General features: G+C 40.6%; 24 protein-coding genes. 14 read left to right on the top strand and 10 right to left on the bottom strand.

What is annotated here, in order from left to right; genetic code table 11:
• Positions 1-347 precede the first annotated feature (347 nt).
• Both QUB80_RS33830 and QUB80_RS33825 read left to right on the top strand, forming a co-directional pair.
• Positions 348-2780 (top strand): heavy metal translocating P-type ATPase, encoded by a 2433-nt coding sequence (locus tag QUB80_RS33830; RefSeq protein ID WP_289793845.1) that lies wholly within the window; start codon positions 348-350, stop codon positions 2778-2780.
• A gap of 701 nt (positions 2781-3481) precedes the next feature.
• On the top strand, positions 3482-3985 hold the full coding sequence (locus tag QUB80_RS33825) for an FHA domain-containing protein (RefSeq protein ID WP_289793844.1): 504 nt from the start codon (positions 3482-3484) through the stop codon (positions 3983-3985).
• A 102-nt stretch (positions 3986-4087) separates the two neighbouring features.
• Here QUB80_RS33825 and QUB80_RS33820 read toward each other — a convergent pair whose 3' ends face one another.
• The gene (locus QUB80_RS33820) at positions 4088-4450 is read right to left on the bottom strand and encodes a hypothetical protein (RefSeq protein ID WP_289793843.1); all 363 of its coding nucleotides are present in this window, start codon (positions 4448-4450) and stop codon (positions 4088-4090) included.
• Positions 4451-4626: 176 nt separating this feature from the next.
• On the opposite strand from QUB80_RS33820, the gene thyD reads away from it, so the two are divergent.
• Entirely contained in the window at positions 4627-5547 is a 921-nt protein-coding gene (gene thyD / locus QUB80_RS33815) for a thylakoid membrane protein ThyD (RefSeq protein ID WP_289793842.1), read from the top strand.
• Between the two features lie 250 nt (positions 5548-5797).
• Here the strand turns inward: thyD and QUB80_RS33810 are convergent, their stop codons facing one another.
• From QUB80_RS33810 to QUB80_RS33800, 3 genes are all read right to left on the bottom strand, one after another.
• Entirely contained in the window at positions 5798-6043 is a 246-nt protein-coding gene (locus QUB80_RS33810; protein WP_289793841.1) for a DUF8620 family protein, read from the bottom strand.
• Positions 6044-6145: 102 nt separating this feature from the next.
• Positions 6146-6568: a hypothetical protein gene (locus QUB80_RS33805; protein ID WP_289793840.1), complete on the bottom strand. Its 423-nt coding sequence runs from the start codon at positions 6566-6568 to the stop codon at positions 6146-6148.
• Between the two features lie 65 nt (positions 6569-6633).
• Positions 6634-6993, bottom strand: a complete 360-nt coding sequence (locus QUB80_RS33800; RefSeq protein ID WP_289793839.1) for a HesB/IscA family protein — start codon at positions 6991-6993, stop codon at positions 6634-6636.
• A gap of 355 nt (positions 6994-7348) precedes the next feature.
• Between QUB80_RS33800 and QUB80_RS33795 the strand changes: the two genes are divergently transcribed.
• Positions 7349-9001: a DUF6930 domain-containing protein gene (locus QUB80_RS33795; protein WP_289793838.1), complete on the top strand. Its 1653-nt coding sequence runs from the start codon at positions 7349-7351 to the stop codon at positions 8999-9001.
• 131 nt (positions 9002-9132) lie between these two features.
• Here QUB80_RS33795 and QUB80_RS33790 read toward each other — a convergent pair whose 3' ends face one another.
• Complete coding sequence (locus QUB80_RS33790; protein WP_289793837.1) at positions 9133-9423, bottom strand: hypothetical protein; 291 nt, start codon at positions 9421-9423, stop codon at positions 9133-9135.
• 1499 nt (positions 9424-10922) lie between these two features.
• Here QUB80_RS33790 and QUB80_RS33785 point away from each other — a divergent pair.
• The 3 genes from QUB80_RS33785 to QUB80_RS33775 all read left to right on the top strand — a co-directional run bounded on the left by QUB80_RS33785 (position 10923) and on the right by QUB80_RS33775 (position 13238).
• Positions 10923-11093 (top strand): ribbon-helix-helix domain-containing protein, encoded by a 171-nt coding sequence (locus QUB80_RS33785; protein WP_289793836.1) that lies wholly within the window; start codon positions 10923-10925, stop codon positions 11091-11093.
• A 221-nt stretch (positions 11094-11314) separates the two neighbouring features.
• Complete coding sequence (gene zds / locus QUB80_RS33780) at positions 11315-12754, top strand: 9,9'-di-cis-zeta-carotene desaturase (RefSeq protein WP_289793835.1); 1440 nt, start codon at positions 11315-11317, stop codon at positions 12752-12754.
• 37 nt (positions 12755-12791) lie between these two features.
• Positions 12792-13238, top strand: a complete 447-nt coding sequence (locus QUB80_RS33775) for an SRPBCC family protein (RefSeq protein ID WP_289793834.1) — start codon at positions 12792-12794, stop codon at positions 13236-13238.
• A 62-nt stretch (positions 13239-13300) separates the two neighbouring features.
• On the opposite strand, the gene QUB80_RS33770 is transcribed toward QUB80_RS33775, so the two are convergent.
• The 3 genes from QUB80_RS33770 to QUB80_RS33760 all read right to left on the bottom strand — a co-directional run bounded on the left by QUB80_RS33770 (position 13301) and on the right by QUB80_RS33760 (position 15666).
• Positions 13301-13540: a 2Fe-2S iron-sulfur cluster-binding protein gene (locus tag QUB80_RS33770; protein ID WP_289793833.1), complete on the bottom strand. Its 240-nt coding sequence runs from the start codon at positions 13538-13540 to the stop codon at positions 13301-13303.
• Between the two features lie 12 nt (positions 13541-13552).
• Positions 13553-15031: a cobyric acid synthase CobQ gene (cobQ, locus tag QUB80_RS33765; protein WP_289793832.1), complete on the bottom strand. Its 1479-nt coding sequence runs from the start codon at positions 15029-15031 to the stop codon at positions 13553-13555.
• A gap of 506 nt (positions 15032-15537) precedes the next feature.
• Positions 15538-15666: a hypothetical protein gene (locus QUB80_RS33760; protein ID WP_289793831.1), complete on the bottom strand. Its 129-nt coding sequence runs from the start codon at positions 15664-15666 to the stop codon at positions 15538-15540.
• 74 nt (positions 15667-15740) lie between these two features.
• Between QUB80_RS33760 and QUB80_RS33755 the strand changes: the two genes are divergently transcribed.
• The 4 genes from QUB80_RS33755 (at position 15741) to QUB80_RS33740 (ending at position 17842) form a co-directional block, all read left to right on the top strand.
• On the top strand, positions 15741-16772 hold the full coding sequence (locus tag QUB80_RS33755; protein WP_289793830.1) for a hypothetical protein: 1032 nt from the start codon (positions 15741-15743) through the stop codon (positions 16770-16772).
• A gap of 198 nt (positions 16773-16970) precedes the next feature.
• Positions 16971-17114: a hypothetical protein gene (locus QUB80_RS33750; protein WP_289793829.1), complete on the top strand. Its 144-nt coding sequence runs from the start codon at positions 16971-16973 to the stop codon at positions 17112-17114.
• 18 nt (positions 17115-17132) lie between these two features.
• Positions 17133-17300, top strand: a complete 168-nt coding sequence (locus QUB80_RS33745; RefSeq protein ID WP_289793828.1) for a hypothetical protein — start codon at positions 17133-17135, stop codon at positions 17298-17300.
• 197 nt (positions 17301-17497) lie between these two features.
• On the top strand, positions 17498-17842 hold the full coding sequence (locus QUB80_RS33740; protein ID WP_289793827.1) for a DUF760 domain-containing protein: 345 nt from the start codon (positions 17498-17500) through the stop codon (positions 17840-17842).
• Between the two features lie 144 nt (positions 17843-17986).
• On the opposite strand, the gene cofH is transcribed toward QUB80_RS33740, so the two are convergent.
• Positions 17987-19126, bottom strand: coding sequence for a 7,8-didemethyl-8-hydroxy-5-deazariboflavin synthase subunit CofH (cofH, locus tag QUB80_RS33735; RefSeq protein WP_289793826.1), 1140 nt, complete (start codon positions 19124-19126; stop codon positions 17987-17989).
• A gap of 732 nt (positions 19127-19858) precedes the next feature.
• On the opposite strand from cofH, the gene QUB80_RS33730 reads away from it, so the two are divergent.
• Both QUB80_RS33730 and QUB80_RS33725 read left to right on the top strand, forming a co-directional pair.
• Positions 19859-21103, top strand: coding sequence for a glycosyltransferase (locus QUB80_RS33730; protein WP_289793825.1), 1245 nt, complete (start codon positions 19859-19861; stop codon positions 21101-21103).
• A gap of 94 nt (positions 21104-21197) precedes the next feature.
• On the top strand, positions 21198-23012 hold the full coding sequence (locus QUB80_RS33725; protein WP_289793824.1) for a glycosyltransferase family 39 protein: 1815 nt from the start codon (positions 21198-21200) through the stop codon (positions 23010-23012).
• 11 nt (positions 23013-23023) lie between these two features.
• On the opposite strand, the gene QUB80_RS33720 is transcribed toward QUB80_RS33725, so the two are convergent.
• Entirely contained in the window at positions 23024-23629 is a 606-nt protein-coding gene (locus QUB80_RS33720) for a DUF3318 domain-containing protein (protein WP_289793823.1), read from the bottom strand.
• 209 nt (positions 23630-23838) lie between these two features.
• Here QUB80_RS33720 and QUB80_RS33715 point away from each other — a divergent pair, with 209 nt between their 5' ends.
• Positions 23839-24087: a hypothetical protein gene (locus QUB80_RS33715; protein WP_289793822.1), complete on the top strand. Its 249-nt coding sequence runs from the start codon at positions 23839-23841 to the stop codon at positions 24085-24087.
• Positions 24088-24132: the final 45 nt, after the last annotated feature.

The raw sequence follows: 24132 nt of genomic DNA, 5'->3' as shown, positions 1-24132 counted from the left end.
AAATATTATCTTTATATCAAGATGCTAACTATCAAACGTAAAAATATATCCTTGGCTATATTTGCCCTATTGAGTTTAGTGTATTTCTGCACTATATCCAATTTGGACATTAATCCTTTTTTAAGAGGAGAGGCTGTTCTGATGCCAATACAGTTACTCGCTATTATTTACGTAAGTTATTGGCGCTGGAGCCGCAAAGAGTCAACAGAATTATAAAACTTAATAAAACTTCATGTAGTTGACATTCCATCATAGCTAGGAATTTCGCCTACTCTCAAAGTAGGGGTGGACATTACTCCACCTTGGCTAAAAGCCTTGACGTTTCGTAGCACATTCAAAATCTTTCCATGCAACTTGTCCCAAAAACTAACCTCTCCCCAGAAATCACCCCAACCACAGAAAAAATTATTCTGGATGTAGGGGGTATGAAGTGTGCTGGCTGTGTGAAGGCTGTAGAGCGGCAGCTAGCTCAATATCCAGGAGTCAAGAATGCTTGTGTGAACTTGGCGACGGAGGTAGCAGTCGTAGAATCAGAAACTGGTGTGGTAGAACCAGATGCACTAGCGAAGCAATTGACAGCGGCTGGGTTCCCATCTCAACCCAGGCAATCTCATGGAAAATTGGCAGAGCAAACACAATCATTACCAGATCCGGCACAACAGCAACGCCGAGAAATGCAATCTGCACAAAGGCAGTTGGTAATTTCTACCGTACTGCTGATATTATCGGGGACTGGTCATTTTGGGAGCTTTAGTGGTGAACTTTTGCCAGGTTTACATAACATCTGGTTCCACTTTGGATTAGCAACAGCAGCGTTACTAATTCCAGGGCGCTCAATTTTCATTGATGGTTGGCTTGGTTGGCGGCGGAATGCACCCAATATGAATACTTTAGTAGGGTTGGGAACGCTGACTGCCTACATAGCAAGTGTAATAGCTTTGCTATTTCCTCAGCTTGGTTGGGAGTGTTTCTTTGATGAGCCTGTAATGATGTTGGGTTTCATCTTATTAGGACGAACATTAGAAAGGCAAGCCAGAGGGCGTGCTGCTGCTGCATTTAAGCAATTATTGGATCTACAACCCCAGATAGCACGATTGCTTACCAAACCGAAGATAGCCGGAGAAGTAGGGGAAATTTTAGAAATTCCGGCAGATCGGGTGCGTGTGGGTGAATGGTTGCAAGTTCTCCCAGGAGACAAAATTCCAGTCGATGGAATTGTAGTAGATGGACAAACAACCATTGATGAATCCATGTTGACTGGTGAATCAGTGCCTGTACTCAAGCAAAACAAAGATACAGTTACAGCAGGAACACTCAATCAGTCAGGAGCGATCGCGATTGAGGCAACTCGTACTGGCAACGATACAACTTTGGCGCAAATTGTTGCCCTAGTAGAAGCAGCGCAAGTTAGGAAAGCACCCGTACAAAAATTAGCAGATACAGTAGCCGGATATTTTACCTATGGAGTACTGACAGCAGCTTTATTAACATTTTTATTTTGGTACTTTATCGGCACCAATATTTGGCCAAATGTTGCCACCTCAACAGGCATGGAGATGTCTCATCACTCTCCACAGACAATTCATCACCTCTACTCACCACTGTTACTAAGCTTAAAGCTAGCAATTTCAGTTATGGTTGTAGCTTGTCCCTGTGCTTTGGGATTGGCTACACCGACAGCTATTCTGGTTGGTACAGCGATCGCTGCCGAAAAAGGTATTTTAATTAAAGGTGGCGATGTTTTGGAAAAAGCACATCAGCTCAACACCATAGTTTTTGATAAGACTGGCACGCTAACAAGTGGGAATCCGATTGTCACAGATTGCCTTGTACTAGAAGAACTGGATTTAGTATCCAATTCCCAGCACCTATTACAACTTGCTGCCGCAGTTGAAAGCGGCACCTGCCATCCCTTAGCTACAGCAATTTGCAAGGAAGCACAGCGACAAAAGTTATCTGTTCCAGGAGGCGATCGCTTTCACACAGAACCAGGATTGGGTGTTTCTGCTGTTGTGGAAGGCAATTTAGTGCTATTAGGAAACTGGGATTGGCTTCTATCGCACGAAATTTCCATTCATGAAGCTGCACAAAAGAAAGCTCAAGTTTTGGCAGCAGATGGCAAAACAGTTGTCGGAGTAGCTGTTGGAGGAAAATTTGCTGGATTAATCGCCGTTCAAGATACCCTTAGATCAGATGCAAAACAAGCTGTAGAAAATTTGCATCGTATGGGAGTGCGAGTTATGCTTTTAAGCGGTGATACACCAGCAGCCGCTTTTGCCATTGCCAAACAACTGGGATTAAATCTTACTGATGTGATGGCAGGTGTTCCTCCAGCCAAAAAAGCAGATGTAATTAAATCTCTTCAGACACCAGAGATAGAGAAAATACCTAACTCCCAATCTGTTGTTGCTATGGTGGGAGATGGCATTAATGACGCTCCGGCTTTATCTCAAGCAGATATTGGTATTGCCTTACATGCAGGCACAGATGTTGCCATTGAAACTGCTGATATTGTCTTAATGCGAAATTCTTTAACTGATGTCACCAAATCAATTCAATTGAGTCGTGCTACCTTCAACAAAATTCGCCAAAATCTATTCTGGGCTTTTGCATATAACACGTTGGGAATTCCCCTGGCAGCAGGTATTTTATTACCTAGTCTACATTTTGTTCTTAACCCTGCTGGCGCAGCAGCCCTAATGGCTTTTAGTTCGGTGAGTGTAGTCACTAATTCTTTGCTATTACGGCGCTTTGCTCGCGGAGGAGAATTTTTTGAGTAGTTAACGTCAATTGTGGAGACAGAAGTCGCTAATCTATGATAGCCGCTAGCGACCTGCCTCCCTTAGCCCTTATACTAAAATTTAGTGTAGGAAAAGCGTAAATCTGCCTTGATCGCCATATTCGTTTTCTTGTTAGAGATGAAATGAAAGCGAAATATAGCAAATAGTGTGGGAAACAAACCTCATACATCAAAAGCTTTTCAAGCCCTATATCATCAGCGAACAGCTGATTGTAGACACCTTCTAGGCTACTTACCATACACTATAAAGTTATAAAGTGTTCCCAAAATATTTAAGGTGTGCTAAGAGTTAGTTTCCCTGGATGTGAGAATCCGCACGTTTTGAAGTGTCACAGGGTAAAGTAGATGACCGTATGTAGTACATATGTCAATCCCACTGCTGCATCGGGCGATAGATATAATAAAATCCCTATGATTTGGTAGACTTATCTGATGAGTTATCGTACTATTGCTGTCACTCCATCGCTTTGGGTGTGGTTTAACTACCTTATGCGTGCGATCGCAACCTGAACTTTTTCATGATAGTTTGTTCAGAACTAAGCTTTATTGATTGCTTTGACCATCAAAATATCCTAGTTCCTGTCTAGATAATTCTTAAGGCAAACTGAGCAAGTAACTTGAATAGTTTTACCATTTTACTTATTTCATCACTTTGCTTGACCACAGGTTCTAGATGAGGGAATGGCAAACAATAATTTTAAACAAATCTTGATTAACGACAGATCAACTGATTTTAGCAATGATTTGGCAATGGCAGCAGAAACCCGTGAAAGTCATCTACTGATCTTAGAAGATGATCAGGGACGCAAAGAATTTATCTTAGAACATTCCATTTATTCTATTGGTCGAGATAGAGAGTGCGATATTCGTTTAGTTTCGCAATTTGTCTCGCGTCGCCATGCTACTTTACTGAAACTGCCTCGAAAAGATAATAGTAATAACTATTACTATAGAATTGTTGACGGTGATGCAAAAGGTAGACCCAGTTCTAATGGCTTAATGATTAATGGACGCAAGATCCAGACTCACGATCTCAAAAATGAAGACGAGATTATTTTTGGCCCGCAAGTACGTGCCATTTATTACCTATTACAGCATGAGACCACGCCACCTGGTCAGACTGATGCTAGTGAATATGATATTACGCTTATTAACCCTGGCATGACTGAGGATTTTGAGGACTGAAAAACCACATATACGGATAATTTTACGAAGATTTAGTGGAAATTTCAAGGTGTTCTGCCAAAAGCTAGCCTCAGTCAGAGTTAGCTGTAACAGACACCTTTGCTATAAGCGTTCATAACTATCTGCCAGACTTTCTATTAGATGCCAATAGTGATTATTTTCTATCGACTGCTTAATGAATTCAAAAACCTGCCGACAGTGATTATCAAGTTGCAGTGGTAATTCCTCATTTTTGATCACAATACTCATTCGGGTTTCTGTTTCGGTAGCTGTGCTGATATCAATAAATACCTCTGCTTTTACCATCTTAGAGAAGGAAACAGTACCAGGAATTTCGCGTGCCATAATGTAATCCGACGTACAGTACTGCACAACCAAATTACAATTTTGTAGTAGTTCTGTAACTAATGTCTGGAGATCATGAATAGGAACAGAAAGAAGAAACGAACAGGTATAGCGAGCCATAATAGCCCCAAGTCTTGCAACACTCCGTCCATCCTATAATACCGAACCAGATAAAACGCAAGTCACTCATATTCATTGACTGAGTACCAAAGCCTATATTGCTTCCATCATTAAAAAAGTTCCTACCGCTGAAAATTTGATAAAAAACTTTAAAATAAGTTTGGCGGAGGTAAAAAATGAAAGTAGCAATCACCGGAGCAACAGGATTTGTTGGTAGTCACTTAGTAAAGCGACTTAACAAAGAAGGTCATAGGGTATTAGTGTTAACTCGCAACACTGCTCATGCCCAAAAGTTTTTTCCAAGGCAAGCTTTTAGCAATGTAGAAATTATTACTTATACTCCCACAGCATCCGGTTCTTGGCAGCAGGCGATCGCTGATTGTGATGGAGTAGTTAATCTTGCTGGTGAACCGATTGGAGAGGGGCGCTGGACACCAGCACGCAAACAAGAAATCCTCAATAGCCGCAAACTTAGCACACAAAAAATTGTCGAAGCAATAGCCAATGCTAATGCAAAGCCTAGTGTTTTAGTTAACGCATCGGCTATCGGTTATTACGGGACAAGCGAAACTACTACTTTTGATGAGACTAGCTCACCAGGAAACGATTTTCTCGCCCAAGTCTGTCAAACTTGGGAAACAGAAGCACAAAAAGTCACAGATTATGGTGTCAGATTAGTAATATTGCGGTTTGGTATTGTTTTGGGCTTGGGTGGTGCTTTGGGTAAAATGATAACTCCCTTCAAGCTTTTCGCGGGTGGTCCTATTGGTAGTGGTAGACAGTGGTTTTCTTGGATTCACATAGATGATTTAGTTGACTTGATTGTACAAGCTTTAACCAAACCAGAAATGACAGGTGTATACAATGCCACCGCTCCCCATCCTGTCCGCATGGCAGAGTTATCTCAAACTATGGGAAAAGTCATGCATCGCCCTTCTTGGTTGCCAGTTCCTAACTTTGCAATCGAAGCCCTTTTGGGGGATGGAGCAATAGTAGTCTTAGAAGGTCAACAAGTTTTACCTAAACGTACTTTAGAAAGTGGCTTTGAGTTTCAATATCCTGATTTGCAGCCAGCCCTAGAAGAAGTTTTGAAATGAAGTGAATAGGATAGGATAGTGGTTATACCGTTTCTATCTGAAGAGGCATAAAAACAACTCCACTGCTTGCGCCACCTCCCCTTGCTAAGGGGAGGTTAAGAGGGGTAAAAATAATGTGCAGGTTCATAGAGAATTGGTATTAGTAGATAGTAGGGGCATTATTTTCCGGCTGAAATAGACAATTTATCTTCTAAACCCACCCGTACAGTAGTTGATTGTCAACCACTACCCACTAAACACTATCTACTAACTATTGATTGGACTGAAATTTTCGGGAAATCCAACTGATGACACCGCTAAGAATCGCACCACCCATTAGAATACCAATTGCTGGGTTAAATACAGGTTGCCAAAGTTGATGCCACAAATCTAAGCCCAAGGGTACGCCAGTGGCTTGACCGATAACTGCGATCGCGAACCAGCCAAAGCCAAACAAAACTAGGAATACATCAACTACCAAAATCAGATTTAGCCAACTCAAAATTTTATCTTTCATCAGTTGTCGCGTCTTCAACTGTAACTATCAATGGCAAATCGCTAATGGCTAATAGTATCAGAAGCCATCAGCGATTTGCAATTAACAACTAGCAATTAGTAATTACTCTTCAAATAGCCATTTTTTGACTTTCGCTAAACTTTGCCAATCTGGTTTTCTGGTGAAACCATCTGCAATACTATTTTCAATTTCCTCTCGCCATTCAGAATTCAGCAAAATTAACTGGCTTGCAGCATCAATATGTTCGCGCAAACCTTTTTGCCCAGTTTCCAGCATGGCAATAGCGAGGTTGATCCTTGCCTGAGGATCTTGTGGATTTAGCTTCACTGCTTTTTGAGCAGCTTTATAAGCAAAACTGGGTTTGTTCTCCAGTAGATAAAGCCACGCCAAACAAGTCCATGCCGAACTACTTTTAGGAGCGCGATCGCAAACTTCTTTAAACACAGGAATCAAAGCATCTGCTGATTCTCCAGCTTTATACCTTTCCAAACCTCTATCAAACAGGGATTCAACTGTATTAGTCATTAGTCATTAGTCATCATTCGTTATTCATTCATCCTTTGCCAAGTGACAAAGAACAAATGACTATATTACACTCCAAATGACTTGCCACAGCCACAAGTTTGGGAAGCATTAGGATTAGTAAACTGGAAACCACCGCCAATCATAGCATCACTATAATCAAGCATTAAGCCATAGAGATATAATAAACTCTTGCGATCACATACAATTTTGAAGCCGTCATAATCAAAAACTTCATCATTAGAGGTAATCTTGCTAGGGTCTTCAAAATCCATTATGTAAGACATTCCGGAGCATCCACCTTGACGCACTCCTACCCGCAAGCATAAATCATTGCCAGCCTGTTTCTCCTGCAAAAATTTCACTTGCCGCAATGCTGCCTCGCTCAACTGAATTCCTTTTTGCGATGATTGAGTTGCTTGTGTCATTTGCGTTTTAACTCCTGAAATTGATAATTTTCAACCTATAGTGAAGAAGGAAGGAACTTTTAATTCCAAACTTTCGTCCTCAGGTTGCCTAAAAGTAAAAGTTTTTCTCTCTATTCTAGCGACATTGATGCCCCAAGTTGCCAAATTGTAAATACTCCGTCCAAAGCACGCAAAGATTTTTATTCTAGAATTGAGAGACTCAATATGTTTTGAGATTCAATATTTTTGGAGTTTTAGCCTTTGGCAGCCAAAAACCGCGATCGCCCTTCAATCATCAGCTGAGGGAATTTTTATCCGAGGCTAGCCCCGACTCAAAAATGTACTTGCAAATCGCTTGTTTTGATTCACTTACTCTATGACAAGTTTTAATCGCTCTACCAGCCGTCGTTTGCGGAAATTAACTCAAATTCCTTCTGTATGGGAGGGCGATCGGCGTCCATTGTCATCATCACAAACCCAGCACTTAGACTCAGAGACAAAAGGCGAATGCATTCTTTGGGTAGATGGTACGCAAGGTATTGTCCGAGGAATGGACGTAGTACCTCCAGAAAGCGGCCCAGAGGCAATTGTTCGTACTTTAATGCGAGCAATGGAAAATCCCCACAGCCCCGCTAAGGCTGCTCGTCCTCAAAGAATAGTAGTCAGAGATCGTGAAATCCAATTTTATTTGCGCGGCGTCCTGCAAGATTTGGATATTGCAATTGACTATTCACCGGAATTACCTTTAATTGACGAATTATTTCGAGGGTTTTCAGAAATTCTCGACTCTCAAGTTCCCGAATTACCACCACAGTATGCACAAGCCCTAAGAGAAAAGGCATTAGCAATGTGGCAGATAGCACCTTGGGAATTATTGGAAGAACAGCAAATATTGTCAATAGAGATTAATAAGTGGGATGTAGGTACACTTTATGCCTCAGTGATGGGGATGTTGGGTATGGAGTATGGAGTATTGTTATATCGTGCCGAAGAATCCCTCAAGCAGTTTCGCGCCACTATTTTAAGAGAAGACGAATCACAAGGGCATTTAGAAGAAGCTTTTCTCAAGCAAGATTGTCTGTTTCTAACTTTTGAGCACGCTGATGAAAGTGAAGACACAGAAGATGAGGAATTTGAAGATTTGGCAGAGCTACCCTTATCAGAAATTCAGCCTACTTTCGGCAATATTCATCCTTTAGAAGGGCTGCGATCGGTTTTGTATGACGAAGAAGCATTGATAGTATATGTTGCCCTAGAAGGCTTGTGTCGCTTTCTGCGAGATCACCGTCGTCAATTAGGGGGCGATTCTTTTCCCTGTGCTAGTCGTCGCTATCGAATTTCACTGCCTGTTACTAGCGATGAATCTACGAAATCAGTATCTATCACCGTTTCTACGATGCCCCAGTTGGCAACAGAACTAGAGGAAATGGCAGGCTACGATATTGAGGAAGACGATGAGATTGAATCGCACATTGATCCGATTTTCCGTTCATTGCGAGACGACTTAATACCAGAAGACTCCTTTCTCAGCTTGGGTGTTGTTTCTTGGGAGATGTTAGAGTACCTGCATCAGGGAGTTAAATACTACAAAGCTGGAGAAATTAAACCAGCAGGTGACGGTTTGCCCGTGATTTTAATTCAAACCTCCCGCCCCAAGGCTAAAACCGTGATTGAAAATATTGAAAAAGCTGGTGGGCTAAAAGCTATTTGCTTTAATCCGGGTTCCGATCCCTTAGGTGGCGATCGCTATGACCTTGGCTTACTGCAAACTCAAAATGGTGAACTATTCCTTTTCGGTGAGTTTTTGGATGACGATCCTATTCACGTAGAAGCACGGAAAAAATGGAATCAACGGTGTAAACACACTAAAGGCTACTGTGGTTTGATCATTGCTAGAGGGTTAACAGGTTCTGCCCGTGGTAATCCCCAGTTGCGAGATATGATGGCTTTGTTTGAGGCGCGATCGCTTTCACCTCAAGATCTAGGAATAGGTACTCTCCAATTAATGCCCCAACTACAATTTGAATAGTTGTTTACCTATCACTACACAAGGCACTCTGTAGGTATTTTTCAGCAGAGGATATAATTGTTTGATTTAAGGATAATTTTTCGTTCATTTATAGCAACAGTTGTAGATACTAACTGGAGAACCCTGAATTATTAATTTTGGGGTTTTTCAGTGCAGTAGCTGTGTTTAAACAAAAGATTAAGACTACTTATACCAATGCGTGGATTTTGGAGCCACTGCGGTGGTGAGGCAGCACTCTTGGCGGGTTTCCCACGGACAGTTCCTACATCGGGGGAGACCCCCGCAGGTGACTGGTGTAGACACGTAGACGGACGTAGTCCGGCTTCTCGCAGAGTAGTGGATAAGCGAAAGTAAGGGTTTCCCGGCATAAAGGAGCGTAAGCGCCCTAGCGGGTTAAGCGCGTCGAGTGCGACTGGCGTCAAGTGGCGTCACCTGGCGTCACCTAGCGTGATTTTAGATTAAAAACATTGATTAATAAGCTAATCCAGAATTTTGAAACAAGACTCCCTACGCCAATTTGTTATTGCACAACTCATTACTCTACGAGAATCCAGACTAAATCTATCTATGTATCGACCCACAGGCTCATGTGTTTACGTAGTTTTCTCTCTTTACTACTAGCCGAATTGTATTGAGCAAGAAGTGGTTAACTAAAAGAAGGAAAATTCAGCAATATCTAAATCTTCTTTAGGAAAATTTATTTCAAATTGCACATTGGATGCGACCAGCAAATGTATTTTAGTACAAAAAAACTGTTTTAAATCTTCTTAGAGTTAACTTATAATGCTAAGTTTATTAATTTTTGATTAAGAGTAAAATATCCCTATTTTTCTAAGTAATTCTTTCAGATAATTCATCAGTAATTAGAAAGTAATATAGCAAACAATTATTATACTTAATTACTTTTATTCCTAATTCCAGATAAATCACTTGACTTTATAAATAATATATTCATTCTAGTAGGGCAGAACAAAATCCTCGCGCTACTATTATTTAAAAATTTACATTAGAATATAAAAACTTTATATTCTAATGTTAAAAATAGCACTGATTTCGCAAAGAAAAACTTAAGTATAAATTCGGTAAAGTTTGAGTAAAGGCAAAGTTTTTTTAGAAAAAAGAGATACAATTAAAACAGAAATACAGAGGAGTTTGTACTTTTTTAAAAAATCATCTATGTTGAATAACAAATGTGTTTGCAACTCAAGCTCTTATTTAGACATAAATGAACAAATAGCTTCTACTCTATTAGTAATAGCAATGATTGCAAATGTTCGAGAATAAGAAAGAAATATACATTTGCATTCATAATTTAGAGGTATTGCAAGTTCACCTATAGGTGCATGTACCTTGTAAGCATCAGCACTATTCAACAAAAGTTATTTCCCATATACATAATGCTCTGTCTGAGATGATAAAGCTAATGGGAACTAATTATTTGTATACTGGAATTTCCATAACCAAAAACATCTCAGCATCTATCTATATAGTGAGCTCACACCTTCATGTTATATCTGCAAGCACTGTGACATATATTTACCCCAAAAGTGCTTAGTGAAATTATGCTATAGAGATAGTGAGATGTGTTATGAATAGCAAACTGGAGAAACATTTATGTAGGAAAAGTGGTCATTTGTACTCAATTTAGAAAATTGCTAGCTCAACCTGCTTTATACTCACTCTTGCTGACTTCTTAGCGTTTAAAGGCAAGTGTACATTAGTATTTCGGTCAAAAGAACAATCAAAAAATTCAAATTCTGTATTTTGTTATAAAAATGAAGAACATATTTGCCAATTTAAGCTTTTAGCACCCATGACATTGCTTGTTACCTGACAAAAACTCTGATATTCTTATCTATTTCATCCTCGCTTAATCGATGATTATTTAGTGATGTTAGTATCTAGCAAATAACACAATCAAATGACTAATAAGAAGTGGGCTGTAAAACGTATTACTGTGAATTTAGCAACACAGGAGGCAGAAAAACTAGAAAAGTATTGTCAACAGACTGGCAGACCGGCAACTGATGTAATTAGAGAATTAATCAGAGGATTACCAACAAACGAAGAAAGCAAAGATGCTAATCAGTAAAAGAGAGAAACAACTAACAACAGAATAAATCATCTCAGAACCAGAAAGACTGCTACTATTTATACCTTTTGTCTTTTTGTTTTTTACCTGATTCCTTGTTTAACTTTATGTCTAAGTACGCAGGGTAGTATCTACTCTCTTGACCCTTGATTCAATATGAATAGCCAATTCCGACGCCAACGCAGTTACAATTTGTAAATAAACTGAAAAGGAAGGACGGAATGCGTGTTGCAATCGTGGGTGCGGGGCTAGCTGGACTATCAACAGCTGTAGATTTAGCTGATGCCGGTTGTGAAGTTCAGATTTTAGAGTCTCGTCCATTTGTTGGTGGTAAAGTTGGTAGTTGGATAGATGGCGATGGCAATCATATTGAGATGGGGTTGCACGTCTTCTTTGGTAATTACTATCAATTGTTGGAATTGATGAAGAAAGTAGGGGCGTTTGGAAACCTCCTACCCAAAGAACATAATCATACCTTCATTAATCAAGGAGGGCGAATTGGCACCCTTGATTTTCGCTTTTTGATGGGCGCACCTTTCAACGGTCTCAAGGCATTTTTCACTTGCTCTCAAATATCATTATTGGATAAATTGCAGAATGCAGTAGCACTTGCGACAAGCCCAATAGTAAGGGGTTTGTTAGATTACAACGGTGCGATGCAAAATATTCGTAACTTAGATAATGTTAGTTTTGCCGATTGGTTCCGCAGTCATGGAGGTAGTCAAGGTAGTATTGAGCGAATGTGGAATCCGATCGCCTACGCCTTGGGCTTTATTGATTGTGAAAATATTTCTGCCCGTTGTATGCTGACAATCTTTCAGTTATTTGCCGTTAGAACTGAGGCATCAAAACTGCGGATGTTGTCGGGTTCTCCCTATGAATACCTACACAAGCCAATCTTGGAGTACTTAGAAGCAAGGGGAACAAAGATTTACACTCGCCGGAGAGTGCGGGAAATCCAGTTTGCTGAGGAAGGGGAACAAACCCACGTTACTGGTATAGTAGTTGCCAACGGCGATACAGAAGAAATTATTACTGCTGATGCCTACGTAGCTGCTTGTGACGTGCCAGGCATTCAACGCCTCCTACCCCCAGAATGGCGAAAATGGTCAGAATTTGAAAACATCTATAAATTAGAAGCGGTACCTGTGGCTACGGTGCAGTTGCGATTTGATGGTTGGGTAACGGAGCTGCAGGATGCCGAAGCGCGTAAACAGCTAGAGCGGGCAGCCGGAATAGATAATTTGTTATATACTCCCGATGGAGACTTTTCTTGTTTTGCTGATTTAGCTTTAACTAGTCCTGCTGATTATTATCGCCAAGGGCAGGGGTCTTTGTTGCAATTAGTGCTGACACCGGGAGATCCATTTATTAAACAAAGTAATGAGGAAATAGCCCAGCACGTTCTGGCGCAAGTACATGAGTTGTTTCCCTCATCACGAGAACTGAATATGACTTGGTACAGTGTGGTGAAACTTGCTCAGTCTCTTTATAGGGAAGCACCAGGAATGGATATTTATCGTCCCAGTCAACAGACGCCCATAGCTAATTTCTTTCTAGCGGGGAGTTATACGCAGCAAGACTATATTGATAGCATGGAAGGAGCGACAATTTCGGGAAGGCGAGCAGCGAAAGCGATTTTAGAGACTGTGAAAAAGTAGAGGTTACAAACAAGCCGCAAAGGAAGAAAAAAAGAGAATGTCTGATTGGCTAGAGCATAGCGTGCAAGTAGAAGTAGAGGCTCCCATAGATGTAGTATGGAGCCTTTGGTCTGATTTGGAGCAGATGCCCCGTTGGATGAAGTGGATTGATTCCGTTAAAGTTCCTGAGGATAATCCAGAAATATCTGTGTGGAAGCTCAAAACTGGCGGTTTGGAATTTACTTGGAAATCTCGCATTCTCAAAGTTGTTCCCCATCAAATTATTCAATGGGAATCTGTGGATGGTTTACCAAATCGAGGTGCCATTCGCTTTTACGATCGCCATAACAGCAGTATCGTTAAACTTACTGTTGGCTATGCTATACCTGGTATTCTTGGTAAAATCATGGATAATTTGTTTTTGGGAAGGGTTGTAGAATCAACGCTTCTAGCAGATATGGAACGGTTTAAAGAATATGTCTTAAAAGCAAAAGCACATAGCTAATAGCTAGTGGTTAATTGTTAATAGCTGTTGTCAATTAACGATTAACCATTAGCTATTAACCATTACCATGTTGGATCACTAAACAGATTTATTGTCAATTTTTCGCGCCCAGGTGGAACTGCGTTGATGCAAGCGCGGATCGTTTCTCCATCTTCTAATTCTACTGCACAAGCATAACAAGAACCCATTAGACACCCAGTAGGAATTAAAACTCCAGCTCGATCTGCTACATCTAGCAGGGGTTCTCCCACTTTGGCATCAACTGTAACATCGTCTGGTAAGAAATGGACGCGAACACTCATGGTTTCAAGGAACTACGACAAAAATGGAGTTAAATCTAAATGTCGTTCAATCTCTTTAGCAAGATAGTCTAAGAGATTCTCTCGCTGATCTCGATAGTTGGCAACGCCTGTAGGCAGAGATTTCAAACCCCGTTGTTGACGCAGCCGATTTAACCAAGCACGACGCCAAGGCCCATTATCAAATATACCGTGGAGATAAGTACCCCAGACTGATTGACAACGATCTACTAATCCTAAATTAGCATCGTCAAATAAAGGGTGGTAAGCTTGGGGATCTACTCCTTGAGTTTCTGTGCGCGATCGCCCTTGATGAATTTCAAAGCCACTCACCGGTAAACCCATTTGCGGATAATTTGAGGTAACTTGGCGCTGGCGAGCGATTTTTTGTCCTGTAATCACAGTTTTGATGGGTAATAACCCTAAGCCCTGGTATCTGCCAGCTTGTCCTTCTATGCCTTCTGGATCGGCGATAATTTGACCAAGAATTTGGAAACCCCCACAGATACCTAACACTGTACCTCCAGCTGCTGCGTAATTTTGAATTGCTTCTGCCATGCCGGTTTTTTGCAGTAGTAGCAAATCAGGAATTGTTGCTTTTGTACCTGGGATAATTACTGCATCTGGACGTCCTAATTCATGCTTGGGGCTTAAGTATTTAATCGTAACTGTCGGCTCTGATTCTAAAGGATCGAAGTCGGTAAAATTGGAAATTCTCGGTAAACGGATAACACTAATATTCAGTTCAGTTGAAGATTTGTAGGATTTACGTTCCAACAAATCAAGGGAATCTTCTGCAGGGAACATGGTATCGAGGTAAGGAATAACACCAACTACCGGAATACCTGTACGTTCTTCCAACCACTTAATACCCGGTTCTAGAAGCGATCGCTGTCCCCGAAATTTATTAATAACAACACCGCGAATTAGGGCGCGTTCCTCTGGCTCTAGTAATTCTAGTGTTCCTACTACATGGGCAAAAGCACCACCTCTGTCAATATCAACAACTAATAAAGTTGGAGCATTTAAATGTTTTGCTACCCGCATATTAGTTAAGTCGCGGTGCTTGAGGTTAATCTCTGCTGGGCTACCAGCACCTTCACAAATCAGTACATCAAATTCTGTTGCTAAATGCTGTAGAGATTCTTCAATTGCTCGCCATCCGAGTTCAAAGTACTGCTCATAGTAATCTTGAGCATTAACTCTGCCTACAGGTTTACCTTTAACAATCAATTGAGAAGTCATATCACCCTGGGGTTTAAGTAAAATGGGATTCATTTCTACCCAAGGAATAACTCCCGCAGCCCAAGCTTGTACAGCTTGTGCATAACCCATTTCCCCTCCATTTACGGTGACATAAGCGTTTAAAGCCATATTTTGACCTTTAAAGGGAGCCACTCGCCAGCCACGTTGCGACAGAATGCGACAAATAGCCGCAGTTATCAGTGATTTCCCTGCGTGGGATGTTGTTCCCACTACCATAATTGCTTTCATATTTAGCTTTTTTTCCCAAGTTGGTACAATCTTAAAAGTTGAAATGTAATATAGCTCACCTTAGTAATGAAATAGAAGGCAGGAGGCAGAGAGCAGCGCGCCCTTACGGAGCCAGTGCGGTGGACGGGTTCCCCGGCATAAAGCACCTGGCGTCGGGTTAAGCGCGTCGGGTGCGACTGCCCAGAGGCAGTAGACGCGCAAGCGGCTACCGTAGGTAGGCAGAAGGAAAGTTTTTTCATCCGTTCTTCTGTGTGCAGTTTATGGTGGCTAGTTATTTGACAATAATAATTTAAGGTTTACTATTCTCTATTTACTTAATTCAGTTAGAAAGCCACAGTAAAAACTTCATAAAATGAGTAGCAACTTCCGTACATATTGTTCCCGCTTCAGTGCCACTCCTAACTTTTGATTTTAAATTATCAAAAACACTGATAGTAGTCAGTGGATAGTGGTTAGTAGCCAATGGGCAATGGGAATCGGCAATAAAACCTGTTCCCACCCAACTACTACCTACTTTTACAGACGCGACGGGCTAAGGGTTGAGAGGAACTCACTGCTTTCCACTCTTGTGTCAAACTGCGATCGCTTGCTTGTGATTTGTCATACTTGTATTGCAAATGTGACAAGTAAAACATAGTAATGATATCGATTTATAGATGGCAAGAGTATGTAATAATAAGCCGTCGCATACGTTATTACTTCCCCAGCCGTGCAATCAACCGATAATTTCGATCACATAGCTGCTGCATTACAACAACCTGTAGATTTAGATTTTGAACTTCCTGATCCAGAGGACGAGGAAATTCCAGAAGTCGAATTTCAAAAGCAACTAGATATAGCTTGGCAGGTGTGTGATCGCTTTGATTTACAAACCGAAATCTGGCGGGGGCGAATTTTACGAGCAATCAGGGATCGAGAGAAAAAGGGTGGAGACGGACGAGGCACGGGATTTCTCAAGTGGCTAAAAGAACGAGAAATTAGCAAAAGTCAAGCTTATGCTTGGATTCAACTAGCTAATAGTGCAGATACTCTCCTAGAAGAGGGAAAGCTAGATCCAAACGCGATCAACAATTTTTCTAAAAGAGCGTTTGTAGAAACCGCTAAATCAGCGCCAGAAGTACAGGTAATGGTTGGTGAAGCAGCACAAAAAGGCGATCGCATTACCAGAAGGGAAGTGCGTCAACTTACTGATGAATGGACAGCAATGTCCTCAGAATTGTTACCCGAACCAGTGAAGCAAAAAGCAGCAGAAAACGTTCTTCCTCCGCGTTACATTGCACCCCTGGTAAAAGAAATGGAGAAATTACCAGAGTCACACCAAAAATCCCTGCAAAAAGAAATTGCTCAAAATCCTGATGTAGATACTGTCAAACAGGTAACCGCAGATGCCCGTAGCTTGGCAAAATATCTCAAAGCAGCTGCTCAAGTTCAAGCCTTGAATGAAGAAGATGTTGACATTGAAACCGCACTTATAGAAGCACAAAGAGTCGGTTGCTTAAGCATTGCTGCTGACTTGGTAAATCAGGCATCACAGATAGAGCAAACAATTGGTAAGTTGTACATGACTTGGAAACGGATCGGCAATTTAGCAGATCGGCTTTACGTAGATACCGGCGCAAGTACGCCGCAGTTGCGATCGCTCTTGAATTGCTTGGAACCCTTAGGTGGCGAGGTGATGGAATTGCAACTTGGTGGTGTTGGAGAACGAACTATCCGCCTGCAAATTCAGGAAACGGTATAAATTGAAAATGGTTAGTAGTTAATTGCTAATGGCTAACAGCTAATAGTAAGTAGTGAGCATAGAACAAGGGCTACGCCCAAGAGAATTGGTAGAGTAAGAACACAAAAAAATTAAGAGTTTGAGAGAGTTTTTGTGTAAGTCCTGTTCTACTAGTGATTACAGTCCACTTGAGTGGAGTTGAGCTATAAGCCATGAGCTATGAGCCAAGAAATTTCTTTCTTGGCGGGCAAGAACTTAGATGCAACAAATGAATCTCCCTATCTTGAGTTAAACCAGACAATAGTTGTAGTCCGAAAGCAAGATGCAGTTTCTGGCAGTTGGAGCAAACTAAATAATAGATAAGCACCAACAATAATAGCCATGACAACAGACAAAACTAACAATCCCAATAACACCCAAAAGCAGGGTGAAAGCAAACAAGAGCTAAATCAAAAAACATCAGTTCAATTTTCGATTAGCCTGATCGTAGGAATTTTAGTAATTATAATTCTGGCTATCAGTGGCTATTACGGAATTTTAGGTTTCTAAGTATTGGATTGCAGGTTATTGGTGAAAGTGAATAAAAAATAGCTAATAATCAATAACCTTCATAATTGTGTTTATTCACACTATCTGAATTTGTAGAATAAACCGTCATTTTTTAGTTCGGTTAAGCTCACTATTCTTAAGTAAAAAAGTTGGTAAATTTCTTAATAAGAGTTGTGTAAAAGCGTATCTATAGAACCGTGAACAATCTGTCCAATCACAACCCAGAATCCTTTGGTAATGAGGTTTTAAGCAGTAACTTACTTTGGCAATACGTCAAATCCATGAGTCCAGAAATAGTTACTCAACTATCTAAGCCAAATTCACCAGAAGTATTGCAAGCAATAGAACACACAATTATAAGTATGTTGGGTAGTTTACCCTCAGAAAACTTTAATGTGTTGATTACCACCAATCGGGATAATCTGGGAAGACTTTTGGCTTCTGCAATGATGAATGGTTACTTTTTACGTAATGCCGAGCAGCGAATGGAGCTTGAAAAGTCTTTGCAATTCCTAGAAGCTGATACATCGGATTTTCACTAATAAACTGAATATGATGTAAATCTGGAAAAAACCTCAGTTAAAAATCTGAGGTTTTTTAGTGACATACTCCTGAGTGCAAGCTCCGAAGCGCTATGCAACAGACTTCTTACCAACAGGAGTATTGGGAGAATAATATATCAACTATCAACCAATAATTTTCTGATAAAGAGTATCCCGTTGCTGATAGGGTCTTCCTAAGGAAGCGATCGCTGCTTGTAAGGTTTCAACTTCCATGCATGTACCACCAATTGCGCCCGCCATGGTGGTGATATGTTCTTCCATTAATGTACCACCGATATCGTTACAGCCCCAATTTAAGGCTTCAGTCGCACCCACAAGTCCCAGTTTTACCCAACTTGGTTGATGATTGACAATCCAGTTTCCTAAGTAAATTCTTGCGACAGCAGTGAGTAAGAGTGCATCAGCTAACACAGGCTGATCACGCCCAACACGACGACGTAATGGCTTAGGCGCTTCTTGTCCAACAAAGGGTAACAAAATAAACTCAGTAATCCGGGCTGGATATTCTTGATTGATAGCAGTTTGTTGAAGCGATCGCAATTTTTCTAAGTGTCTAATTTGTTGTTCTGGTGTCTCTATATGCCCCGATAGCATTGTGCTGGTGGTATACAAACCTAATTTATGAGCCGTACCCACAATTTCTAACCAGGTTGCTGTGTCAATTTTTTCTGGACACAGGATACGCCTGACTTCATCGTCTAAAATTTCAGCTGCTGTTCCTGGCATGGAATCTACACCAGCATCTCGCAAAGCAGCTATCACCTCAGCATACGTCAACCCGTCTGTTCTAGCTATGAATTGTACTTCTTGAGGAGAAAAAGCGTGCAGATGCAAATGAGGAAATTCTTGCTTAATTGTTTCGATGAGTTTGAGATAATAAGACAAAGATCGGCCATTAATTTTTGCTTGGGGATTTAATCCCCCTTGCATACAGATTTCTGTTGCACTTCGCTGTTGTGCGTCTTTTGTCTTCTCAAAAATTTGCATCCAATCTAACCAGTAAGCACCTTCCTCGCCTTCATCCCGTCGGAAAGCACAGAAACTACAGTGCTGCTCACAGATATTTGTAAAATTGATGTTACGGTTGATGACGTAGGTAACAGTCTCACCTACTTGGCTTTGACGCAATCTGTCAGCTGTAGCACGGATGGCGGCGATCGCCTTTTGATCAGTCTGTCTTAATAACACCACTCCCTCTTCGGGAGATAAATTGTATCCAAGTAGAACACGGTCAAGAATTGCATCAACAGTGGTGTCTATCACATTTAAAGCCGAAATGTTAAGAGATGAATTTAATTTGATTGATAATTTATCTATTAATTAAATTATACTTCCTTGCTAAAACAGCAGAGAACAGACTCCCAAGCATAGAGACAATTTTTTATTTGCTTTAGCTTGCTATTGCCTGTAGCTCAATGAATTGACTGTACAATTTACTCCAATATTTTTTTGCCATCTATTTCACTCGGTATTCTTTACCATTTGTCACTAAAGAACCTTAACCAGATGCTGCAAGGAGTTATCTTGTGTTTTCCCACAACACTGCCTATGAATATTTATCCCACCTCTACTTCTATAAAGATAGTTTATCTTTGCTAGTAGACAAAGAGTATAAATAAAAACAAACTTATGATTATAAATTGAGTCCAAAATTAATGACTCAGGGTGTTAGTAAATAAAGTCTAGCTCGTAAAGACTATGGCTTTTGTTAAACTCAACAGTTTCACTTTAGTTTATAATCTAACGACTATTATAGCTAGAGTTTACATTCGCAATTTCTAATTTTTAACCCTTTTTGTTTCCGAGAACAAATGCTTGTAAATATTTAGAGAATTATAAATATATTTAATTTAAAAGTAACTAAGATAGTGATAAAATCAGCGTTTAATCAAGGAAAACAATCAAAATTATAGAATTAATAATATTTTGGTATATAAACAAACTAAGTTTACTAAAAATTTTTATTGAATCAATTCACAACTCTAATCTTACTCCATGAGTATTAAGCAACCTAATTTATTACTACCAGTACCATCAGGGGATTTGCAGATTTGCGAATTGCCTTCTGCTACCTCGGATCAAGCTAGCAGTCTAGTGAGCTTTTCTCTGGTAGTACCAACCTATAACGAGGCTGCTAACATCAACAAAATTGTCAGGATATTAAGCCAGATTTTGGATGAAATTATTCCTGGAGACTACGAATTGATTGTAGTAGATGATGATAGTCCGGATGGTACTTGGCAATTAGCTCTATCTTTAATTGCAGACTACCCACAGTTACAAGTAATGCGACGCCAGCATGAACGAGGGCTGTCTTCGGCGATAATTCGGGGCTGGCAAGCCGCAAAGGGAAGAGTTTTAGGAGTAATTGACGGTGATTTACAGCATCCGCCCCATGTATTGTTGCAACTTTTGAGCGCAATTCAAGAAGGAGCTGATTTGGCAGTAGCTAGTCGTCATGTGGAAGGGGGCGGAGTAAGTAGTTGGAGTTTTATCAGGCGTTTTTTGTCCCGTGGTGCTCAATTGTTGGGATTGATTATTTTACCAAGAGTATTAGGTAGAGTTTCAGATCCAATGAGCGGTTACTTTATTGTGCGTCGAAGTGCGATCGCCAATGCGAAACTCAATCCCGTAGGGTATAAAGTTTTGCTGGAGGTAATTGGGCGAGGTGATGTTAGGCAAATTGCCGAAGTTGGCTATGTGTTCTGTGAACGCAAAGAGGGTGAGAGCAAAGTAACTTGGAAGCAGTATTTAGATTACATCCACCATTTATTGCGGTTGCGTCTTTCTACTTTGCAAATGAGAAATTTCAGTATAAGTAGTGGTTTTCCTATTGGTAGATTCATCCGTTTTGGTTTGGTGGGACTAAGTGGGGTATTTGTAGATATGGCAGTACTTTACTTACTCAGCGATCCAACTACTTTGGGGTTACCCCTTACTCGCAGTAAAATCATTGCGGGTGAAATTGCGATTTTTAATAATTTTTTGTGGAATGATGCTTGGACATTTGCTGATGTCGCTATGCAGCAAAAACAATGGCATCAGCGCCTGAAGCGGTTTTTTAAATTCAATATTATTTGTCTTGCAGGGTTAGTGTTGAATGTACTGGTCTTAAATCTAGTGTTTAATTTCATTATTCCTAATCGCTACATTGCTAACCTGATCGCGATCGCCGCTGCCACTGTCTGGAACTTTTGGGTTAACCTCAAACTGAGTTGGCGCGTCACACAAGTGAAATAGTTAAAACACAATGTGCCAATGTGCAATTTTGGATTGAACTTTCATCTAAAATGTAACGTCTGATGTCCAAATTATATGTGTTGATGACACAGCTATGACAGCTTTACTATCCCCGCGTTGGCTTAACTTGTTTCTGCTGTTGATTTGGCTTGTCATCGCTATTAGTTTACGCTTAATAAACTTGACAGCAAAGCCGCCTTGGACAGATGAATTTTCTACTTTGGTATTCAGTTTGGGAAATAGTTTTTTGCCAGTACCGTTAAATGAACCAATAACTATCGATATTCTATTACAACCCCTGCAACCACAACCCACCGCAAGTATTCAAGACGTATTGGCAAATTTATTTAGCGAAAGTAATCATCCCCCTTTATACTTTGTTCTCACTCATCTGTGGATGAAACTTTTTCCCACCCAAGCTGGTTTGGTTTCTTTGTGGGGAGCGCGATCGCTAGCTGCTATTTTTGGAGCATTATCTATCCCTGCTATTTATGCTTTGAGTTGGGTTACCTTTCGTTCTCGTCTCATCAGTCATTTAGCTGCTGCGATGATGGCAGTCTCACCCTATGGGATTTTTTTGGCACAAGAAGCCCGCCACTATACTTTGGCAATCCTATGGGTAATTGCTTCCCTTACTTGCTTAGTAGTAGCCGCACGTCATATCCACAATCGGATTCAATTACCTATATGGTTTTCATGCTCGTGGATCGTAATTAATGCTTTGGGCATTGCTACTCATTACTTCTTCACCCTTACTCTCTGCACTGAAGCGATAGTTTTAATTTTTTTGGCTTGGCAACAGAATAAAGAGGACACGGGGACATGGGGACATGGGGACGAAAATGACACGGGGCAGAGGAGACAACCAGACACGGGGAATATTTTTGATATTTTCTCCGCGTCTGATAAAAATGCGTCACCGCGTCTCCCCCTCTTTGCGTCTTTACTCTCTCCTCCTTGGCAACGTGTTTATGCAGTTGCTGTTGGCACGGCTGTAGCAGGTATAGTTTGGCTGCCAGTTTTTTTACAGAATACTTATGGTGATAGATTGGTTGACTGGATTCAAAGCGATCGCGTTGGTATAGCTTGGATCAGTCCAATTTTTCAAGCTTTGGCTGCCTGGGTGACGATGTTTTGCTTGCTACCAGTCGAATCACCGAATCTAGCTGTGGCGATCGCATCAGGGCTAGTTATGCTAATTTTTCTGATTTGGGCAACACCCATTCTGTGGCGTGGCTTTAAGGTACAGCTTGTGCAATCACAAACCCGTTTGACAACCCAAGTTTTAGCTGGTGTGGTTGTAGGAGCGATCGCTTTATTCTTTTTCTTCACCTATTTTCTGAATATTGATTTGACACGGGGTGCTCGTTATAACTTTGTTTACTTTCCTGCTGTAATAGTTTTGCTGGGGGCAAGTTTGGCAATTTGTTGGCACCGTGGATTGAAAAAGGAGAAATGGGGAGTCAATGGCAAAGTAAGTGTGGTAGTAATCTGGGTAATGGGATTACTAAGTGCGATCACGGTTATTTGTAATTTAGGTTATCAGAAATATTATCGTCCCGACTTATTCGTGCAATTAATTCAAAAAACATCCCAGATACCAGTACTTATTGCTACCACCCAAAAAACACACGTACAAATTGGCGAAATGATGGGGGTAGCCAGAGAATTTAAGCTTCAAAATACTCTCTCTGCTTCTCCTCTTTTCTTACTCGCCCATCAAGAGCAAAACTCCAATACTTCTACTGCTACTCTCCAAAATACTTTGAGGCGCTTACCACGTCCTTTAGACTTATGGTTAGTCAACTTTTACGGTGCCGAACCGGAAGAAGTAAAAAATTGTGCTGTCGAAACGCGAGCTTTTCCGACAATTAATGGTTATAAGTATAAAATTTATCATTGTCCTTAGGTTCTCAAACATTAATTTTTATAGTCATTAGGAACACCAATTGATGATAAACCAGCGATCGCCCGTAAATTTTGGCAACGAATTAATTCAGTGAAATCTAAAGCAGCATATCCCTCAATTTTTGCAACTGTCTCAATAGCAGACAAAAGATGTTGGGCTGCTTCAACTTTCGAGTAACCTCGTCGTTGTGCTACTTCAATTGCATTTTCATCAGCGTTTAACTGTGACTGTTGAGAACGGTTAATAGCAGTAATGCGAAATCCAGCTAAAGTAGTTAATCCACCAGCTATAACTACACCTAGCGCATCTGTTTGTAAGAATTCAACTAATGCGCCCAACAGTCCAGTCAGTGCGATCACTTGATAAATATCAGGCTTAAACCACTTCACAGCTGTCAGCCAGCTAACAGTTTGCAATAACAATAAATCGCGTTGCGACTTAGTCAATTGACGCCATAAATCGAAGTTTATACATATAAGTCGCTCCCAGTTCCAAGGCAATGGAAAGGAAATATCAATCACCTTTGCTTGCTCCGGCTTACTGATAATTTTAGTCATCATCCTAGCTGAAGCTGGCATTAGATCGAACAAACGGCGAATTTCAACTGTCGGCTCCATATTAACGTAGATAAGAAAAATCTATTTCCTGACAAACTTTTTTTGATTAGTATTTTACGCTTATTTATATTTGCTTACTTAACTATTAATCTGTGATCAACTTTTAAATTACATGAATCTTCTAATATGTGCTGAGGATATTTACAATACTCAGCCTATTGAGTTTTAAGGTACAAATATAATAACTAATGACTAATGACTATTGACTAATGACTATAGAAGCTTTTGCTCCCGCCTCGCCAGAATGGACACATAGGGCAATTCATGCTCGTGAATTTTGTTGTCCTAATTGTCATGCTAGTAGCCGAGAAGCTGTGCAAGTGTGGATAAATCGCCGCTCGCCTGTGCTCACAGAAGACTACCGCCGCAAATGGCAAGAATTCTATCAATGTAAATGTAATTGTGCCTGGTGGGCTTGGAGTAGCGATCGCCCTCCAACCAAACTCACAAGTCAATAGTCAAATTAGCTTCTTATGTTGCAAATAAAAGCCCGCCATATGGCG

The organism is Chlorogloeopsis sp. ULAP01 (assembly GCF_030381805.1).
Classification (GTDB): domain Bacteria; phylum Cyanobacteriota; class Cyanobacteriia; order Cyanobacteriales; family Nostocaceae; genus Chlorogloeopsis.
This window is presented reverse-complemented; position numbering and strand designations above follow the sequence as displayed.

Coding starts and splice junctions, on each gene's coding strand:
- QUB80_RS33770 (WP_289793833.1), bottom strand. CDS start 13,540: ATGAGTGTTCGCGTCCATTTCTTACCAGACGATGTTACAGTTGATGCC.
- QUB80_RS33800 (WP_289793839.1), bottom strand. CDS start 6,993: ATGACACAAGCAACTCAATCATCGCAAAAAGGAATTCAGTTGAGCGAG.
- QUB80_RS33805 (WP_289793840.1), bottom strand. CDS start 6,568: ATGACTAATACAGTTGAATCCCTGTTTGATAGAGGTTTGGAAAGGTAT.
- cobQ (WP_289793832.1), bottom strand. CDS start 15,031: ATGAAAGCAATTATGGTAGTGGGAACAACATCCCACGCAGGGAAATCA.
- QUB80_RS33820 (WP_289793843.1), bottom strand. CDS start 4,450: ATGGCTCGCTATACCTGTTCGTTTCTTCTTTCTGTTCCTATTCATGAT.
- QUB80_RS33810 (WP_289793841.1), bottom strand. CDS start 6,043: ATGAAAGATAAAATTTTGAGTTGGCTAAATCTGATTTTGGTAGTTGAT.
- thyD (WP_289793842.1), top strand. CDS start 4,627: ATGAAAGTAGCAATCACCGGAGCAACAGGATTTGTTGGTAGTCACTTA.
- QUB80_RS33825 (WP_289793844.1), top strand. CDS start 3,482: ATGGCAAACAATAATTTTAAACAAATCTTGATTAACGACAGATCAACT.
- QUB80_RS33745 (WP_289793828.1), top strand. CDS start 17,133: ATGACAACAGACAAAACTAACAATCCCAATAACACCCAAAAGCAGGGT.
- QUB80_RS33760 (WP_289793831.1), bottom strand. CDS start 15,666: ATGTTTTACTTGTCACATTTGCAATACAAGTATGACAAATCACAAGCA.
- QUB80_RS33730 (WP_289793825.1), top strand. CDS start 19,859: ATGAGTATTAAGCAACCTAATTTATTACTACCAGTACCATCAGGGGAT.
- QUB80_RS33725 (WP_289793824.1), top strand. CDS start 21,198: ATGACAGCTTTACTATCCCCGCGTTGGCTTAACTTGTTTCTGCTGTTG.
- QUB80_RS33720 (WP_289793823.1), bottom strand. CDS start 23,629: ATGGAGCCGACAGTTGAAATTCGCCGTTTGTTCGATCTAATGCCAGCT.
- zds (WP_289793835.1), top strand. CDS start 11,315: ATGCGTGTTGCAATCGTGGGTGCGGGGCTAGCTGGACTATCAACAGCT.
- QUB80_RS33750 (WP_289793829.1), top strand. CDS start 16,971: ATGAGCCAAGAAATTTCTTTCTTGGCGGGCAAGAACTTAGATGCAACA.
- QUB80_RS33830 (WP_289793845.1), top strand. CDS start 348: ATGCAACTTGTCCCAAAAACTAACCTCTCCCCAGAAATCACCCCAACC.
- QUB80_RS33775 (WP_289793834.1), top strand. CDS start 12,792: ATGTCTGATTGGCTAGAGCATAGCGTGCAAGTAGAAGTAGAGGCTCCC.
- QUB80_RS33715 (WP_289793822.1), top strand. CDS start 23,839: ATGACTATAGAAGCTTTTGCTCCCGCCTCGCCAGAATGGACACATAGG.
- QUB80_RS33795 (WP_289793838.1), top strand. CDS start 7,349: ATGACAAGTTTTAATCGCTCTACCAGCCGTCGTTTGCGGAAATTAACT.
- QUB80_RS33785 (WP_289793836.1), top strand. CDS start 10,923: ATGACTAATAAGAAGTGGGCTGTAAAACGTATTACTGTGAATTTAGCA.